Here is a 17,240-nt window from a genome sequence, read left to right as displayed (position 1 = left end):
GGCAGTAGGGATCGAATTGATCACTAATGTCTGGCGAGTATCGTCATAGGGATCAATGGGATCCTTAACAAACGCCATGGCAGCAAACTCCATGGCGCACCAATTCGCAGCCTGCACCAGTATCTGCCTCCAATTATGTGGACTCAACCACAGTTTCAGCGTACCTGACATTTTGCGACGGCCACTTAGAAAGGGACCAAAACGGAGTTTTGTGGCACAAGTGAGATGTAGACGAACATGAGAAGGAGATAAACGGGCCTCCCGTTTATCCTCTGCATTAAGGGGCATTAACTGGTGGTTCCCAAGTTGGGCTGCTGGGAGGCTGGGGCGCGGGCTGGGGCGCGGGCTGGGGCGCGGCCCGCGGCGCTTAGTGACTCGAAAGATCCCTATTGCCCGGAGTGACGTGGGATAGGGATCGCAACGATCCCTAATGCCCCCTTGCCTGAGACATTAGTGTCATGAATGATCCCTAAACTGGGTAGCGTCAAAATGCAGCCTGGGTGATAGGGATCAATGGGATCCCTAATTGAAATGGCTCATTGGGAGTAGGGATCGAATTGATCACTAATGTCTGGCGAGTATCGTCATAGGGATCAATGGGATCCTTAACAAACGCCATGGCACCCCCTCTTTCCCGGCAGACCCCCACCTGTTCACAAATCGGACACATAAGCAGCAGGAATGCATCACAATGTGTCAGAAGTGTGTCGGCGAGCGCGGGCACCCCAGTCATCCCCAGACGAGTCGTCAGACGAAATGCTGAACCAGCTTTCCTCTGCCCTCTCCATTCACCTCCACTTCCACCTCCACCTCTGCACGCGCACCGTTTATCAGCGTCACTTGGGGCGGAACGTGGCCGCAGTCCACGTCATAGACGATTGGAAGTTGGAGTTCTGCTGAAAGTTCGCGATAGACGTCTTCTACCGTGTAGCCGTCTACCGCTTGATTCGCGCTGCTGCGGCCAAACATAATTCCGGCAGCGTGGTCAAACCAGCCGGCTAGTCTCATTTGGACTAACGATCTGCGTAACTCAACAGTGTTCATCTCCGCATTCTCGAAGTACCACAGGATGGGCTCGTTGCGTGTGAATTTCTCTCGAAACGCAGCCACATCGCCAAATGGTGTTCCGACCAAATGCCTGATGACGTCGATGCACCCGCCAAGCAGGCGTCCCTTCAAATGTTCTGTGATACCAGACACCGTCTTCCACATTGTAGGCTCTGTCAGATGGTAAATGCAGGGAGATGGATTATCGTGATCCCATTCCGTTTGATACTTCTCTGACGAATATTGGATCACGGTGCCACCCCCACCCGCAGCTAAAACAGCCTCCCAAGCTGCCGTTGTCTCATCCGAATACTCGCCTCTTAAGTCCATCAGATTCGTGCCGTGTGCAGTGGCAATGCCAGTCTTAACGGTCACTGTGAACAGTAGTGCACTCACATCGGAGTACCCCAATATCCATTTTGCGGGAATGGAGTCAAACTCGATGTATTCCAGGATTTCAATCAACAATTCTCCTCCCCAAGGAGGAATGATGATATCGACCTCATCATCTTTCATCATGGCGTTGAATTCATCTGCACGGACTTTCGCTGCTGCGGACTTGGCCTTGTGCTGCGTCCATATCGTCTCTCCGCACTGAATGCCGTAGCCTTTTTCCTCCATTCTCCGGCAGGCAAGTTTCAGTATGTTATGCAATGCAGTTTGTACCCCGGAGGAGGGGGCTGTGACGCCAACGACAGCCCCTGGTTTTAAGACAGGATACCTCATTCTTTTCTCCCTGCAGCAGCGTAGATGGCATCGATGATCTCCATATTGCGTATAGACTGCTCTGGAGTATTTCGCAGTGGAAGACCTTGTTCCACTGCGTTACCGAAGTGTTCGACTTGCAGTCTATACATGTTCTCCTGTTCCACCGACTCCTCTCGATAGCCGTCGGAGGTTGTGATACGTAGTTTTGCGTCCCCTTGATCCGGTCGGAACGCATGGCTTATCACCAAACTCCCCTTGCTCCCTGCCAACTCCACTTCCTGTCTGCCTGCCACGTCAAAGGAGCTGTCCAGATGAGCAATAATGCCGTTTGGAAACTTCATGACTGCAGACGCCGTAAGGTCCACCATCCCATCTTCCTTAAACACCGCAGCACCTTCGATTTGCGAAGGGACCTCATCCCCCGCCAGCGCCCGGCATACATGTACCGCATAGCTGCCCACGTCATATAAGGAGCCGCCGCCTTTAGCGGGATCCCAGCGAATATCACCAGGTCTGTCCAGCTTGAATGAGAAGTGAGCTTCAATCAGCTTTACATCGCCGATTTCTCCAGAGTCAATAATTTCTCCGACGCGTTGCCATTGCGGATGAAACTGATACATAAATGCCTCCATCCACAGGACAGAGTGCTGGTTCGCTGCCTCTACCATTGCTCTCGTTTCATCAGCTGTCAGAGCTGCAGGTTTTTCACACAGCACGTGTTTGCCTCGCTTCGCTGCTTCAATCGACCACTTCGCATGCAAATGGTTGGGCAACGGAATGTAGACCGCATCAATGTCAGGGCTGTCAAGCAAGTCTTCGTAGCTTGAGTAGACTTTGCCGATACCATTCTTCTCTGCATAAGCTTGTCCTTTGGCTGCGTCTCGACTGGCCACTGCCACCAACTCCGCGTTACTCGCCTGCTTTATGGCCGGAATGAGCTCGCCTTCTGCAATTCGAGCCGCCCCCAAAATGCCCCACCGAATCATATGTATTCCTCCTCTTTTGCGTATCCATTTCACTCTATGTTATCAGAAAACTCCTGCATCCAAAAAAGGGGCGGAAATCTTTTGTCAATTATAGATATTTATTGGTTTGTTCTATAAAATGGAAATCAAATACGTACACTCGGACGCTCTCTTGTCTCTGTCTCTTCTCCATACAACGACTGCAAGCGAGGTGATGTGATCACGGAAGCTCCAAGAGTCTTTAGAAACTTACAAGGTTCTGGGATGAGACTACGGTCTTGAAGAAGGTGGTGAAATTCGTGTCAAAAATTCTGCTTATGATCTTGTGGGTTCTGACAGTGTTATTGGTTTTGTTTTCAGTCATTAGCTTTGCCGGTGTTGTTGTAAGGATTCCGGCACTGATTAGCCTGTGCATCGCAATCATTGTATCTGTTTTCAAGAAACGGAGCCGGTCTTGGATATGGATTGGGGCGTGCGTCTTAGGGATACTGGTGTCACTTAGTTCTGTATATCCACTGGCTACAGCACATGGAACATCGGCTACATCATCCTCACAATCTGCTAGTGGAAACTGAAGCAACTAAAGTAGGGGTAGGTATGAACAGTTCAATGAACAGTTCGATTCAAACGGGAGAAGTATTTAACAGGAAAGCATATTGAGGGTGTGCTGAATGCATTCAATGGTCATACACGAAGATTCAATGGTTGACGGGATCCCGCTCTCTCAATTCGCACCTAAACAGTGTGCATCGGAATCGCTGCCTACACTTTTTCTGTATCACGGTTGGGATTCAGCTAAAGACCAATATAAAGAATTGTATCTGATTCGCGTGTTTGACCCTATACGGAAGATAGCAGACCTACCGCATCGTCCTATTCTCCTGCAACACGGTACTTCCGATTGCATCGTTCCGATAGACGGGCAGCGTAAGTTCTATAAGGAATTACGAAAGGTTTACGAGGGGAAAAGTATAAATTTAGTCGAATTTCAAGAAATCCCTAGAACGAATCACTATATCAGTCTTGGAATGTTTGAGTATGCGTACAAATGGATCAAAGGACAACTCAATGGCTGACTATCAAGAGCAAGGGGGTAAGTGGTGCAAGGAACAGAAAAGAGGACTGCCCGTGAAATCTCCGTGACAGTCCGTGAAATCATTTATGTTCATGGGGGTGAACACCGACGCTAGAACTTGCTCGAAGCTCTTTTTTCAGAACTTGGCGACTATACAAACCGATACATTACGGTTGTTCACACTGTTATTGAAAAAAGCGAGAAATGTGACGATCCACATTGTCCGATGAGGACTTCCCGCAACGCCTTATAATTTCCTCATTAGAGTGAAGAAGCCGTGGCAACTTCCTTGCGCTGGATCTCTTTCGACGCACCTTGCTTACGCCGCCTCCAGGTTTTGACTGCACGCATATCCTTCGTCTCTGCATAGCACTGATGCCAACTCAATGCTTCATCGAGGAGATGCGGAGTGTTTCCGCCGTTCTCAGACGCCCTGTCGAAGTAATCCCACAACGCATCTTGATACATGGGGTGTGCAAGCTTTTCAATAATTGCACGAGCACGCTCTCTGGGTGCCAATCCGCGCAAGTCAGCAATGCCGCGTTCTGTCACAAGAACATCGACATCGTGCTCTGTGTGGTCAACATGGCTGACAAACGGAACCACACTGGAAATTTGGCCGCCTTTGGCAATCGATTTGGTCACGAAGATCCCGATTCCTGCGTTGCGGGCAAAGTCGCCTGAGCCGCCGAGACCGTTCATCATATGAGTACCGCCTACATGCGTAGAATTCACATTACCGAAGATATCCACTTCGAGGGCGGCATTAATTGCGATGATTCCCAGTCTGCGAATGACTTCGGGATGATTTGAAATCTCCTGCGGACGGAGAATGACTTTGTCTTTATAAGCACCGATGTTCCCTACGACCTTTTGCAGCATGTGGTCTGAGAGTGTAAATGAGCAGCTTGATGCAAAAGAGACTTTGCCTGCTTCAAACAGTTCAAACACTGCATCCTGCATGACTTCCGTATAAATCTCCAAGTTTTCAAAAGAAGAATCCTTCAGTCCAGACAGTACAGCATTGGCAACAGACCCGACGCCGCTTTGAAGGGGTGCCAGGTTTTGCGGAAGGCGACCGTTCTTTACTTCGTTCTCAAGGAATTCCAAAATGTAGTTTGCCATTAACTGTGTTTCAGCATCAGGTTGAACAATGGTAGACGGTGAATCGTACTCGTTAGTGATGACGATACCGGCTATTTTCTCCGGGTGGCAGGGAATGTAGGTTGTGCCAATTCGATCAGACGGATTAACGATTGGTATCGGTTGGCGGTGGGGGCGGGGACCGGGATCGTAAATATCATGAATGCCTTCAAATTCCTGAGGAATGGCAAGATTCAATTCAACGATGACCTTTTTCGCCTGCTCTACGAAAATTGCGCTGTTGCCAACGGATGTGGTGGGTATGATGCCTCCCTCTTCGGTAATGGCCACAGCTTCTATAATTGCAATGTCAAATTCGCCTAGGATACCTGAACGAGTCCATTCTGCTGTGTGGCTGAGGTGTTGATCGACATACGCTACCTCACCGCGATTGATACGCGCGCGAAGCGTTGCGTCACTTTGATAAGGCAACCGTCTTTCAATCATGTTTTTTTGACTTAATATGGTGTCCGTCTCTGCCAGTGATGCGCCGGAATACAAGTTGATGCGAAGGGGTTGCATATCGTTATCAGTATCGGTCTCCAGTCGGTGCGCCAACGCCCTGGGAACGGCCTTTGCGTCACCACTTCGGGTAAAACCGCTTACGCCTACACTCATACCATCCTGAATCAGCGCTTGTGCTACTCCCGCGCTGATCACCTGTGAACGAAGACCCTCATGGCGAATTCTCTCCTCGTACACGTTCATCACTCCTTACGTAAACGGTTACAATTTGATTTATCTGAAATATATAGAGACTCACCGGATTTTGTCTCAATTTGGTGACAGACCGTTGCATTTAGTGATGGAGTGCAAATATGATGGATAAAACAGTCTGGCTTTCTGGGTTTGTGCTCAGGACGTTCCGGACCCGGACGGCTCGGAGCGGGGCGTTTGAAGTAGGGCATTCCGGAGCCAGACGAGTGCGGTCGACCAAGACGGCTAGAATGAGCTGGGACTGCCCCGAGCGAACGAAAACATGACAAACACTTACGACATGGGATACATTTTAAGGTAAGACTGGTGACTGGGGGTGGAGTGGTGGATCGCGAGGAACTTTGGTTACAAATCAGCCGCATTTTGCGTGACTTCCTCCCGCCCGAAGCGTCCATTGCGATTGCTGACGAACACCAGTATCTAGACTATCGGGCGGGGAAGCATGATATCCATATCCAACCGGGATCGGAAATTCCATCTGGGAGTATTTCAGCCCGTGTGGTAAATCAAAAGTCTAACATTGAATCCTTTATTGACGAGTCGCTATTCGGCGTCCCTTACTTCGGACGGGGCTATCCCTTTCATCTGGAAAGCAGTTGGGGAGCCGTAACGGTAATTTTCCCGCCGGGAAAGACAATCGACTCTGGACAACAGAGACTGCTGCTGCCCTCTAACGGCCAGGTAGCTATGCCCCAACCCACTCTGTCCTACATCACGGGACAGAGCGACAACGTGTGGCGCCCAATTCCGGTTGAAGAGGTTGCATACTTCGAGAGTTACGCAAAGAAAACCTGGCTGCACACCGCTTCCGCCGCCTACACCACGCAGTTCACCCTTCAATCCCTGGAAACGCAACTGCCACAGTCCTTTTTACGAATTCATCGTTCGTACATTGTCAATATTGCGGCGATCCATCATATCAGCCGCGATTTATCATCCCCGCTCACCATTACACTCTCTTCACCGAAAGACAAAAGGCTGCCTGTCAGCCAATCCTACCTGCGAGAAGTCCGCACTAAGTTGGGATTCTAGATGTAAAGCTTGCCAGTTGAGGGGGAGGGCATCCGGCTGGGACATCCGGCTGACGGGAGTTGGATTGGAGTTAGGGGACCGGCGGAGCACGTTGGTTGTCTGGAGTCACGCTTGTTGTTAAGGACCCTTTTGCGCCTTATTATGATGAGCGCTAAACCATAGTGATCGATTCGATCACTAAGACCAACAGCCGTCTAAAATAGGGATCCCGCTGCTCCCTATCACCCAACGCCCCACACTGGCTCCCACACATTAGTGATCACTCCGATCACTAATGTGTGGGGGCGCGGGGCATTAAGGATCATCGCGATCACAAATCCATCGCCCTTTGGCCACTAGTGATCTTTCCAGGCACTATCTGAACCTCTGACCCTCTGCCTGATACGGCTACTGCCTCACAGGGTCACTGCACTGACCCTCTGACCCAGCATGGCAGCATCATCAGCATCCAGTTGACTCAGTACACTGGAGAAAAAAGAGAGAGATGAATAAAGGAAACGCAACGTAGTACAGGGGGGCGGCACAAAGCCTGAGTTTGTGAATTGCAAAACCACTAAAATTATTCCAATATTTACTATAATTCCAGTGGCACGGGCCTCATCAATTCGGAACTCGACTGTTTGTTCACAGATGGGTCACAAACGTCTGCAAAACGCGTCCATAGTGTGGCAGAAATGTGTCCACGGATACACCAAAGCGAAACTAGCGGTGAAATTTCCAAAATAGCGATCCCACACGCGCTTATACTCAAATCAATCGATACCTCTACTGAAATAAGCTCTCCGCAAGTGCTTAATAGGTCAATTTAGCCGAAAAAACGCCAATAAACTGCATATAAGGATCCGAGACAAGCTTATTGCCGCTCCTCACTCTGATTCAGCCAAATAAGCTTGTTTGAGAGGCTTATTTCTTCGGCCAGAGTGAGGTCGCGGGCCTCTCCCTTCACCTCCCTTCACCTCCCTTCACCTCCGCTTGCCGTTGACGTTAACGTAAATTTTCAGTATATTCATTCTGAAGGAAGGTGAAGTACAGAGTGGATCCGATATACACTATTTCTGACCTCACCAACCGCTTTGATATTACAGCCAGAACCCTGCGGTATTACGAAGAAATCGGACTCATCGCACCAGAGCGGCGAGGCGGACAGCGGCTTTACCACGACAGCGACAGAGTCCGTATCCAACTCATCCTGAGAGGCCGTCGCCTTGGCTTTTCACTTCAGGAGATTGCAGAAATGATTGATTTGTACAACACGGATCCTACTGAAGTCACACAGTTGGAAGAAGTCATCGAACGCGGTGATGTGAAGATTAGCGAGATCAATCGGCAGATTCAAGACCTTACAGCAGTACGAGACGAATTGCTGGAACTTCGCCAAAGAATGCAACAAACCTTGGAAGAAAAACGCCGGACGAGAGGAGATGAATGATTAGGTAAAGTCTCGTTCCGTAAACCGCTCAGATTTGAGTTCAATAATTTGCTCCAATCCGAAATTTTGCTCCAATGGGAGACTTTCCGCAATCCAAAATTTACTCCAATCCAAATTTCGCTCGAATCCAAAATTCATCTTGAATCCGCACACTGTTTGTACTCGCCAGCTTGCACTTGCTCTTGCGCTGACCCCGTCGCTGACTCCGACTCCAATCAACACTTGAATCTCCATAATCTTTCACCGAAAGGGTGTTGTCGACTTGAAACACATCTCCTACGCCTACGGCCAGAACCACTTTGCCTCTGATGTCGACTTGCAGACGGTTTTGCAGCACTACTGGAAAGACTACGAGACGCATGAGGGCGAACTGCTAGACTTTGGAAAATTGGTTGGAACTGAAATCTATGAAAGCGTTTACCACGTCGATCACGATGCCCCACCCATCCTGGTCACCCACGACTTGGACGGCAATCGGGTGGATAGAGTCCGGCTCAGCCCAGTCCATCGTCAGGCCCTGCAGCAGACCGCACATATCAACCGTCCGCAGTATGAAGGCGGCAGTTGGCACCATCATTATGCTCTCGGGTACCTAATCGGCGATCCCGGCCTCTACTGCGTCCTCACCATTACGGGCCAGACAGTCTACGCGATCCACAAGTATGCACCGGAATTCTCAGAGTGGAAGGAGCAGCTCATATCAGGGCAAGCGTTTGGCGCAACCTGGATGACCGAGTCACAAGGCGGGAGTGATTTAGGGGCCAACGAAGCCGTTGCAACCCAGGACCCGGACGGCGATACTTGGCACATCACTGCTGACAAATACTTTGCCAGCGGTGCCGGACTGACTGATGTGGCTATCACCACAGCCCGACCGGAAGGCGGCAAGGGCGGACCAAAAGGGCTGGCGCTATACCTGATGCCGCGCCTAAATCAGAAAGGCGAATTGAACTTCAACATCCGCCGCTTGAAAGACAAATCTGCAACAAGGAGCGTACCATCCGGTGAAGCAGAGCTGAACAACAGTGAAGCCTATTTAATTGGAAAGAAAGAGGAAGGTATCTATTATACGCTGGAAAATCTGACGGTTTCGCGCCTGGCCAATTCTGTTGGGGCCATGGGTACCGCACGTAAGGCTCATCTGGAAGTCATCGCACGTGTCGGGCACCGCAAAACCTTTGGCAAACTGCTTCATGAACATCCGCTGATTCGCAGAGACCTGACAGATATGGCTGTTCGTCTAGCCGGAGGTCTGGCGCTCGCTTTTCATGCCATTGAAAAGTTTGATAACGCATGGGATGCTCGCCCACCTTACACACCGGAATACCATTACGCTCGGTTTATGACGCATGTAGCCAAGAATCGCACTGCAGATCACGCTGCTGCCATGACCGCCATGGGCATGGAACTGTTCGGAGGTCTCGGGTTCCTCGAGGAATACGGCGTTGCAAGATGGCACAGAGAAGCTTTGATTACGCCAATTTGGGAGGGCCCCAGCAACATCCAGGCGCTGGATTTCCTTGAAACCATCGTCAAGCAAAAGTCACACGAGAGTTTTCTTGCCGAATTCACCCCGATGCTGAACAAAGCAGGTACCCCTGAAGCCAAGCTGGCGCTGGAAACCATAGAAAAAACCCTGCAACACCTAGCATCATTGAATCCCACCCAGGCACAGTGGCATGCCAAACACAGCCTCGAGCGGATTGCAGATGCCAGCCAAGTGGCACTTCTCTACAACCTGGCGCAAACGGGTGGAGAAAGGTATGCAAAACTGGCAACACTATATGCACACCGGTTCTTGGTAAACGAGGAATATCCGGACTGGGCCATGGACGATAAACAAGTATGGGGAGTGGGTATCGATGCGTAACTGGGTAGTCCACGAGGTGCTTCAAGATGCGGCGTGGCAGCACCCGAACGTGGAGGTCGTAAGCCCATCGAAGCGGTTTACCTACGCACAATCATGGGAGAGGGTCATTCGCCTCGCCAACAGTCTGCGCAATCTCGGCATCGGAAAAGGGACCGTCGTTGGCGTGTTGGATGTAAACAGCTACCGCTATTTTGAGTTGCAGCATGCTCTTTCCATTGCTGGTGCAGTTGTTCACACCATAAACTTTCGCTTGCCGCTGGACGACTTAGTCTATACGGTCGATCACGCTGGCGACGAGATTGTCTTTGCCTGGGAGGGGTTCGAACAGGCTGGACGTGCATTGCAAAGTCACGTCCGCAAAGTCATATGGATGCTTGATTCCTATGAGGATTTGATTGAGAGCGGATCGGCCGTACTTCACGAGCATGGCACCGGTCCCACAGACACGTTCTCCATCTTCTACACCACAGGAACCACAGGCAGACCCAAAGGTATCCGGTACAGACATCAAGACATGCTGCTCGCTTCTCTGCAAATTGCACATCATCTAGCCATACACGACACCGGTGCCAAACTTCAGACACACGATACGATTATGCCCCTCATCCCCTTTTTCCACATTCACGGCTGGGGCACACCGTTTTTTGCACCCTACCTTGGTGCCAAACTCGTGTTGCCGGAAACCGCCGATGCAAGCGCACAATTGGAACTCATTCGGAACGAGGGCGTCACGTGGAGCAACATGGTTCCGACCCAGTTACACATGTTGCTGCAAGCGTTGAGCGAGCATCCAAGTTCCGGCGGCGATTCAAGTGGCGCTTCAACTTCGGAGCCAACTTTGGAACCAACTTCGGAGCCAACTTCGGATCGACCTGCAGCCGAAGGCACAAATCCGGCTGAAGCAGCGGCAGCCACAGAGGATACCTCAGGCGTTGCAAATCCACAGCCGCAATTGCCTTTGCACGTCCTAACTGGCGGTAGTCCGCTTCCGTCCGGTATTGCTCAGAGGGCAACGAACGTTGGCATTCAATTTTCTCTCATCTACGGGGGCTCCGATCAACTGGCCACAAGCATTTCCGCCATCCAAACTTCCACCGGGACAAAACAGACCGACAGGCTCCACACCCTGTCAACCCGAACACTGCCGCTGCCAATGGTTCGAGTGGACGTACGCGACGTGCACGAACGGTCCGTTCCCAGAGACGGCCAGACAATTGGCGAGGTTTGGGTGCAAAGTCCCTGGTTGCCGGATGGGTATGTGAGGGATGAAACGAGATCGAGGGAGGTATTCATTGACGGATGGTTCAAGACCGGCGATCTCGCTGTCTGGCACAAAGACGGCTCCCTCCACGTACTCGACAGGCAAAAGGATGCAGTGAAGAGCGGCGGCGAATGGATTGCCACCAGCGTCATCGAGGCCATTATCTCCGAATTGGACGAAGTCGCTATGGTAGCAGTACTCGCAGAACAAAGTGAGCAATGGGGAGAACGGCCCATGGCCGTTATTCAGTTAGATAAGGCAGACGATTCAAGCACGGATGTAGGCGCGGAGTCCGGAGCGGATGTGGGTGCGGATGTGGGTGCGGGTTCAAGCGCGGGTTCCGGAGTGGATGTGGAAACAGAGCGGGCTACTCCCGATAGTCCAACACGCGCATTTGCAAATGAGTCTGGGTCAACAGACAGCCGGAGCGTTTTCGACCGCCGCATCCGTAACCATCTGTATGCCGCGGTCGAGCAAGGGCGTCTCGCCAAGTTTTGGGTACCGGACAGAATCCTGTTTGTCGACTCCATTCCCGTCACCAGCGCTGGAAAAATTCACAAGTCTGCGCTGCGCAAGACTTTGGAGGAAAAGTAAGCGAATCCGGATAGGACAGTTCGGAATTTGGAAGGCTGGCGTGCGGGAGTCTGGCAGGAGGGGCCGACTCCCCCGAGTCCCCTGTCACCTCTGGCTCGTCGGAGCGGGGCGGCAGGAGCAGGCTAGCAGGCTTAAGGATCCCAATGATCACTATCGGTTGCACGCAGTCCAATTAGTGATCCGAAGGATCATTATCCACTAGGGGGCAAAAAGAATAGTGGTGGAAAAGATCCTTATTTGACTTCCAACCACCAAGCAGGATTCCGAATAGTGTCCTTTCCGATCACTATGCCCCCCGCCCTCGCCCAAATAGTGCGCTTTCGGATCACTACCAGCCCGCCTTCCTCCCAATAGTGCGCTTTCGGATCACTATCTGCCGAACCTGGGCCCGTCTGCGCTGTCCCTTCTGACTCGTCGGAGCGGGGCAGCAGGAGCAGGCTTGCAGGCTTAAGGATCCCAATGATCACTATCGGTTGCACGCAGTCCAATTAGTGATCCGAAGGATCATTATCCGCTGAGGGGCAAAAAGAATAGTGGTGGAAAAGATCCTTATTTGACTTCCAACCACCAAGCAGGATTCCGAACAGTGTCCTTTCCGATCACTATGCCCCTCGCCCTCGCCCAAATAGTGCGCTTTCGGATCACTACCAGCCCGCCTTCCTCCCAATAGTGCGCTTTGCGATCACTATCTGCCGAACTTGGGCCCGAACCCCGGCCCGTCTCCCCGTCTCCCCGTCTCCCCGTCTCCCCCGGCTCCCAGGCTCCTCGCCCATCATCCAAGTCCCATCACGGGTGATGTGTGCTAAATACGGTTATGCCCGATGCATTGGTTCCAGATATCTGGACAACCCTTTGAATTGTTCCATGTCCCTTGTTCCAATGACGAAAATACACGTATTGACCGTGGCGGACGGGGACTGTCACGGTGCTGCCGTCGCCAAATGTTAAAAACACCTTTGTCACCTTTGGGTCCTTTACGAGTCCCATATCAACTTGATAGCCTCCGGTATTGGAGGGGGTTACGCCTCCGCTCGAAAACGGGATCACAGGCCCATACACGCTGTACTTGATTTTTTGTTCCTTTCCCTTCTCAATTGCTTCAGAACCGCTGCCCTGTAGGTGCCACTGGCCTTTTGCGTCCTTCAGCAATGTCTGCATTACTACATGCAGACTGTTGCCCTTGCTGTACTCGACAATCCCATATGCTGATTTTCCCGTTACGTAGTACCACGGAACCTTTACGTTAGTCGCGCCAACTGCTGGAACCTGCCGCAGCTTTTCTAACAGACCAATGTACGAGGGTCTGATGACCGTAGCCCACTTCAAGGAAAAGGGATTTGAACCTGGGCGATCCCGCTGACTCCCCCTCTCCTGCACATATATCAGCACCATGCGCCAATCCTTAGGCGGAACCTGTCTCGTCGCAGTGGATTTGACATGAAACTGCGCAGGAACGACGCCATGGGATTTGCTGTATTGAAAGTCCACATAGAACCCGTTATGCCGAAGTTGAGCCAGATGGTGTTTTGCAAGATATTCATTCAGCACTTGTTCCAAATCGGACGGGCCTCCACCAGATTGAACCCGTACCTGTGCATCCGCGAATGTCGCAGACGAACTCGTCTTCACCCCTGGTACAATTGGAGCAAACACAATGTAGGGTCCATTTGGGGATTGTGCCCATTTATTCACATGGACCGTAAACAACTGTTGGTTTGATGACGGGTTTATACGCTGTAACTGTGGCGGAGTTGGCCAAAACTGGACGTCATATTGAGTTGTCTGTCCGTTGCGTACGTTCGTCCTTTGCACTTCGCCTACGCCAAGAACGTTACGAATGTACAAACTCGCTCCGACCACCGACGCTACCAGAACGACAGCCGCTGCCGAGACGTTTGCAACCCGCCGGCTCCCGAAACTCCGCTGTGGTCGACTGCCTCCACTGCCTCCACTGCCTCCACTGCCTCCACTGCCTCCACTGCTTCCACTGCTTCCACTGCTTCCATGACCACTCATATGGCTTGGACTACTGCTGGTTTGCACCTGATTCCACATTTCGTCTATGTTAGCGCTGGTATAACCGAGACTTGGCAGGTGTTTCATTGCATCACGCAGTTCATTCTCAAACTCCACTGTCAGTACCCCCTCCTTTCAGCATCGTGCGTAGTTGTTTGACGGAGCGAGCGTAGCGCGATCGCGCTGTCGTTTCACGGATTTTCAACACACCGGCGATTTCCCGAAAGGACAGGTCCTCCCGGACTCTCAGCACAACGACCTCTCTGAAGCCGCGTTTTAAACGAAAGATGGCTGCCCATAACTCGTTTCGTTGTATTGCTGACAGTGCATCAGTCTCAGCGTCCTGGGCCCATGTGCTGCTGGCTTCTGCCGTCAAGTGAAAGTCTTTCTCCATAGATAAAACCTTGGTCGACCAACCCGACTTTAGATAATCTATGCTGCGATTTCTCGCAATCTTGAACAGCCATGTCTTTAGGCTTTCTATGTCTCTCAAATCATTTATACTTGTTGCCGCAGAAATGAAAGTATCTTGCGTTAGGTCACGTGCGTAGTCAGCATCCCCTAAAATGGTATAGATAAAAGTCCAGATACTTTGCCAATAGGTTTCCACCATGAAGCTAAAAAACGCCTTCGTGTTCCGGTCCGACACGACCCCCACCCTTCCAGCACAGAATCCCCTTCTTTCAAGACGATTCACATAGCGGTTTCGATCCCGCTCATACCACAATACTGCAAAATCAGCCGCTCGATGGGGTTCTCAGCAGAGGCACCTTGCAAATTTTCTGTATTTCCTCATCCTCATCCTCTTCTCTCATCGAATCTTGCTCATCAGCTTATTATTTCGACATCCGTCGGGACAGTGCTAGAATGTGGGCAAAAGGAGTGAAGCAAATGGAATATCGTCACTTAGGAAACAGTGGTCTGGAAGTCTCCGTGATGGGGCTTGGAACGAATTCATTTGGATCGCGATCGGACAAAGACACATCCCTTCGCATTCTCCACACAGCGATGGACGCAGGTGTCAATTTTATTGATACGGCGAATATCTATAGCGGCACGAAATCTGAAGAGATTATCGGTGAAGGACTGAAGGGAAGGCGGCACGAGGTCGTACTTGCTACGAAAGCAGGACTTCCTCGACATGAGGGGCCGAACGGCAGGGGATCGTCGAGATCGCACCTGTTTCTTCAAATCGAGAAGAGTTTGCGTCGATTGCAGACTGACTACATTGACTTGTATCAAATCCACTCCTTTGACCCGCACACACCGCTGGAAGAAACTCTGCGCGCTCTGGACGATCTCGTTCGTTCAGGCAAAGTCCGCTACATAGGCGCCTCCAACTATGCGGCCTGGGAGTTGATGAAAGCCCTCGCCATTAGTGACCGCTTAGGCCTGGCCCGCTATATCTCCATCCAGCCATCCTACTCCATGGCAGACAGAGGCCCAGAGCGGGAGTTGACACCCATGTGTAGCAGTGAAGGCATCGGGATCATCCCGTACTTCCCGTTAGCAGGCGGAATTCTGACCGGAAAGTACCAGGACGGCAAGGCCCCGAAGGGAAGTCGAGGGGAAACAAATCCGAACTTTATGGAGAGACTGGATGAGCAAAGGCTGCAACTTGGAGCCAAAGTTACCGAAACTGCGGCGGAGCTTTCGACCACTGCATCGGCACTCTCACTAGCGTGGCTTTATACCCGGCCTGCCGTGTCTACAGTCATTGTCGGTGCGTCCCGGCCAAATCAGGTGGAAGACAATCTGAAATCTGTTTCATTAAGTCTAGACAATGCTGTTTTAGAGAATCTGAATGAAGCCAGTGCGTCCTTTGTCTATGGCGTCCCGTTTGCAGAGTTCAGGCTGCCGTGAGGACTCAAGGCGACGTTGAAATACTCTAAGAGACTAATGCTTTAGGAGAAGAAGTTCTTTAAGACGTGAAATTCTTTAACGCGTAGTAGCGGTTTGGGCCGTGGAATCCTAAAACAAGGTAGGGCTGTGTTCCGTGCACAAGGGCCAGCCCTTCACTTTCACCGCCTAAGTGTACGTGAAAGGTTCGGAGGATTTTGCCCTGTTCGCTGAGAACAGTGATTGTGTTGTCCGTATAGTAGTAGAGTCGTCCGCTATAAACGAGAAGGCCTTGAGGCACACCCAAGTTGTGAATGGTAAACTTCTTCAGGACCTTACCGGACATTGTGCAGTAGCGGAACGTGATGGGAGCGTGATCGTTGGCAGCAGTATGCACCCACAACCGCTGATGCACACTGTCTACTGCAACCAGACCGGAGTGGCCGAATGAGCCCAAGTTGATTGTTTTGACGACTCTGGGGTGCTTGAGGCTCATGTTGACTTCGGCAATCTTGGTAGAATGCGTCCCGCCTCCGTTTGTAACGTAGATGAGCCCGTTTGCCTGATTGTAGGATAAGGAAGCGGAGTGACCGATAGGTAAAAGTCCAGAGTTTTTCACAAGTTGACCCGACATGGTGTATTCGCGAATTTCCCCTTTACCGTGACCCATATCAAAGCCTGCGTAGACATGATTTCCATAAGCAGTGACACCCTGCAGGTTTTTCGTCGTATGGAGACGGAACAGGAGAACAATTTTTGGCTTGAGGTTGGGCTTAGCTGCATGAGACTGTGACGACTGACTTGGCGCAGAATTTGGCGCGAGTTTGGCTGTGGCAGGCTTGTCCAACACAAATTCATCCGTATCAGATGGAGAATGGGTCTTGTCGCTGTCACCATCGTAGGCCGCAATACGAAAATGGCTGTGCCCCGCTGTCGGACTGCCAGGCATTGACTTTACATCACGTTGTGGACTCACAGTCTTGTGTGTAACGGCTGTAGTCAGCACGACGGCGCATCCAGCGAGAAACAGTACAGAACTAAGAATAGGTATGGTTGTGCGTTTGCGCCGTTTTTTAAAAGACAACAGCTTGACTCCTTTGTCATCCAGTATGTTGGATGACATCGTAAGCGAGCTATCTCAAGGATAGTTCAAGGATTCCGGGTTTGATTGATAATTTTAAAGAGGTGATTGGAAATGAAGAAAGTGGAACTGTTGCAAGACTTATTGGAGTTAGCGTTCTCTCTCAATGCAAAATCCGATAAAATCACTGAATTCTTCGGAGCAGATGAGATAGAATTTCTCGATGACGAGGAGAAGATGCTGCTCGACACAGTCCTGCGAGTGGGAGACGTGAAAGACGAGGGTCACAGGCTTCATCTTGAAGATCGGTTTTACGACTATCTTTTCGGCAATTTGGAATTAGAGGTTTTAATTGAAGAAATCCTCGGTGTGCACAGCGATGTGAGTCCAGACTACCGAGAAATGGTTGTGTTTGGGGAGGAAGACGATGACCCAGAAGACCCCGAAAGCATGCTTTGATGAC

The 17,240-nt window shown here is 51.0% G+C and carries 15 protein-coding genes; 8 read left to right on the top strand and 7 right to left on the bottom strand.

What is annotated here, in order from left to right:
* Positions 1-747 precede the first annotated feature (747 nt).
* Together GI364_RS00760 and GI364_RS00755 are read right to left on the bottom strand one after the other, a co-directional pair.
* Positions 748-1,773, bottom strand: coding sequence for a S66 family peptidase (locus GI364_RS00760; protein WP_198851848.1), 1,026 nt, complete (start codon positions 1,771-1,773; stop codon positions 748-750).
* Complete coding sequence (locus GI364_RS00755; RefSeq protein ID WP_233095959.1) at positions 1,770-2,741, bottom strand: Gfo/Idh/MocA family protein; 972 nt, start codon at positions 2,739-2,741, stop codon at positions 1,770-1,772. Before GI364_RS00755 ends, GI364_RS00760 begins: the two co-directional genes overlap by 4 nt.
* A gap of 278 nt (positions 2,742-3,019) precedes the next feature.
* Between GI364_RS00755 and GI364_RS00750 the strand changes: the two genes are divergently transcribed.
* Together GI364_RS00750 and GI364_RS00745 are read left to right on the top strand one after the other, a co-directional pair.
* A complete protein-coding gene (locus GI364_RS00750; protein WP_198851847.1) occupies positions 3,020-3,295 on the top strand; it encodes a hypothetical protein in 276 nt (91 codons plus the stop codon).
* 96 nt (positions 3,296-3,391) lie between these two features.
* On the top strand, positions 3,392-3,796 hold the full coding sequence (locus GI364_RS00745) for an alpha/beta hydrolase family protein (protein ID WP_198851846.1): 405 nt from the start codon (positions 3,392-3,394) through the stop codon (positions 3,794-3,796).
* A gap of 260 nt (positions 3,797-4,056) precedes the next feature.
* Here the strand turns inward: GI364_RS00745 and GI364_RS00740 are convergent, their stop codons facing one another.
* Complete coding sequence (locus GI364_RS00740) at positions 4,057-5,646, bottom strand: succinyl-CoA:acetate CoA-transferase ScpC (RefSeq protein WP_198851845.1); 1,590 nt, start codon at positions 5,644-5,646, stop codon at positions 4,057-4,059.
* A gap of 333 nt (positions 5,647-5,979) precedes the next feature.
* Between GI364_RS00740 and GI364_RS00735 the strand changes: the two genes are divergently transcribed.
* Positions 5,980-6,687, top strand: a complete 708-nt coding sequence (locus tag GI364_RS00735) for a LytR/AlgR family response regulator transcription factor (protein WP_198851844.1) — start codon at positions 5,980-5,982, stop codon at positions 6,685-6,687.
* A 1,033-nt stretch (positions 6,688-7,720) separates the two neighbouring features.
* A complete protein-coding gene (locus tag GI364_RS00730) occupies positions 7,721-8,116 on the top strand; it encodes a MerR family transcriptional regulator (RefSeq protein WP_198851843.1) in 396 nt (131 codons plus the stop codon).
* Here the strand turns inward: GI364_RS00730 and GI364_RS00725 are convergent, their stop codons facing one another.
* On the bottom strand, positions 8,117-8,350 hold the full coding sequence (locus tag GI364_RS00725) for a hypothetical protein (protein WP_198851842.1): 234 nt from the start codon (positions 8,348-8,350) through the stop codon (positions 8,117-8,119).
* A 28-nt stretch (positions 8,351-8,378) separates the two neighbouring features.
* Between GI364_RS00725 and GI364_RS00720 the strand changes: the two genes are divergently transcribed.
* Both GI364_RS00720 and GI364_RS00715 read left to right on the top strand, forming a co-directional pair.
* The gene (locus GI364_RS00720) at positions 8,379-9,986 is read left to right on the top strand and encodes an acyl-CoA dehydrogenase family protein (RefSeq protein WP_198851841.1); all 1,608 of its coding nucleotides are present in this window, start codon (positions 8,379-8,381) and stop codon (positions 9,984-9,986) included.
* Positions 9,979-11,841, top strand: a complete 1,863-nt coding sequence (locus tag GI364_RS00715; RefSeq protein WP_198851840.1) for an AMP-binding protein — start codon at positions 9,979-9,981, stop codon at positions 11,839-11,841. Before GI364_RS00720 ends, GI364_RS00715 begins: the two co-directional genes overlap by 8 nt.
* A 786-nt stretch (positions 11,842-12,627) precedes the next feature.
* On the opposite strand, the gene GI364_RS00710 is transcribed toward GI364_RS00715, so the two are convergent.
* Both GI364_RS00710 and GI364_RS00705 read right to left on the bottom strand, forming a co-directional pair.
* Complete coding sequence (locus GI364_RS00710; RefSeq protein WP_198851839.1) at positions 12,628-13,974, bottom strand: hypothetical protein; 1,347 nt, start codon at positions 13,972-13,974, stop codon at positions 12,628-12,630.
* Complete coding sequence (locus GI364_RS00705) at positions 13,964-14,506, bottom strand: RNA polymerase sigma factor (protein WP_198851838.1); 543 nt, start codon at positions 14,504-14,506, stop codon at positions 13,964-13,966. The genes GI364_RS00710 and GI364_RS00705 overlap by 11 nt, the downstream gene beginning before the upstream one ends.
* Positions 14,507-14,748: 242 nt before the next feature.
* Between GI364_RS00705 and GI364_RS00700 the strand changes: the two genes are divergently transcribed.
* Positions 14,749-15,720, top strand: a complete 972-nt coding sequence (locus tag GI364_RS00700) for an aldo/keto reductase (protein ID WP_198851837.1) — start codon at positions 14,749-14,751, stop codon at positions 15,718-15,720.
* 58 nt (positions 15,721-15,778) lie between these two features.
* Here the strand turns inward: GI364_RS00700 and GI364_RS00695 are convergent, their stop codons facing one another.
* Positions 15,779-16,780 (bottom strand): YncE family protein, encoded by a 1,002-nt coding sequence (locus GI364_RS00695; protein WP_198851836.1) that lies wholly within the window; start codon positions 16,778-16,780, stop codon positions 15,779-15,781.
* Between the two features lie 111 nt (positions 16,781-16,891).
* Here GI364_RS00695 and GI364_RS00690 point away from each other — a divergent pair, with 111 nt between their 5' ends.
* Positions 16,892-17,236, top strand: a complete 345-nt coding sequence (locus tag GI364_RS00690; protein WP_198851835.1) for a hypothetical protein — start codon at positions 16,892-16,894, stop codon at positions 17,234-17,236.
* Positions 17,237-17,240: the final 4 nt, after the last annotated feature.

It is taken from the genome of Alicyclobacillus sp. SO9, assembly GCF_016406125.1.
GTDB lineage: Bacteria > Bacillota > Bacilli > Alicyclobacillales > Alicyclobacillaceae > SO9.
The sequence above is the reverse complement of the archived record's forward strand: the minus strand, read 5'-3'. Positions and strand labels throughout refer to the sequence as shown.

What these genes read in the sequence shown, in the direction of transcription:
- GI364_RS00760 (WP_198851848.1), bottom strand. Translation starts at nt 1,773, where the DNA reads ATGAGGTATCCTGTCTTAAAACCAGGGGCTGTCGTTGGCGTCACAGCC.
- GI364_RS00755 (WP_233095959.1), bottom strand. Translation starts at nt 2,741, where the DNA reads ATGATTCGGTGGGGCATTTTGGGGGCGGCTCGAATTGCAGAAGGCGAG.
- GI364_RS00745 (WP_198851846.1), top strand. Translation starts at nt 3,392, where the DNA reads ATGCATTCAATGGTCATACACGAAGATTCAATGGTTGACGGGATCCCG.
- GI364_RS00740 (WP_198851845.1), bottom strand. Translation starts at nt 5,646, where the DNA reads ATGAACGTGTACGAGGAGAGAATTCGCCATGAGGGTCTTCGTTCACAG.
- GI364_RS00725 (WP_198851842.1), bottom strand. Translation starts at nt 8,350, where the DNA reads ATGGAGATTCAAGTGTTGATTGGAGTCGGAGTCAGCGACGGGGTCAGC.
- GI364_RS00715 (WP_198851840.1), top strand. Translation starts at nt 9,979, where the DNA reads ATGCGTAACTGGGTAGTCCACGAGGTGCTTCAAGATGCGGCGTGGCAG.
- GI364_RS00700 (WP_198851837.1), top strand. Translation starts at nt 14,749, where the DNA reads ATGGAATATCGTCACTTAGGAAACAGTGGTCTGGAAGTCTCCGTGATG.
- GI364_RS00690 (WP_198851835.1), top strand. Translation starts at nt 16,892, where the DNA reads ATGAAGAAAGTGGAACTGTTGCAAGACTTATTGGAGTTAGCGTTCTCT.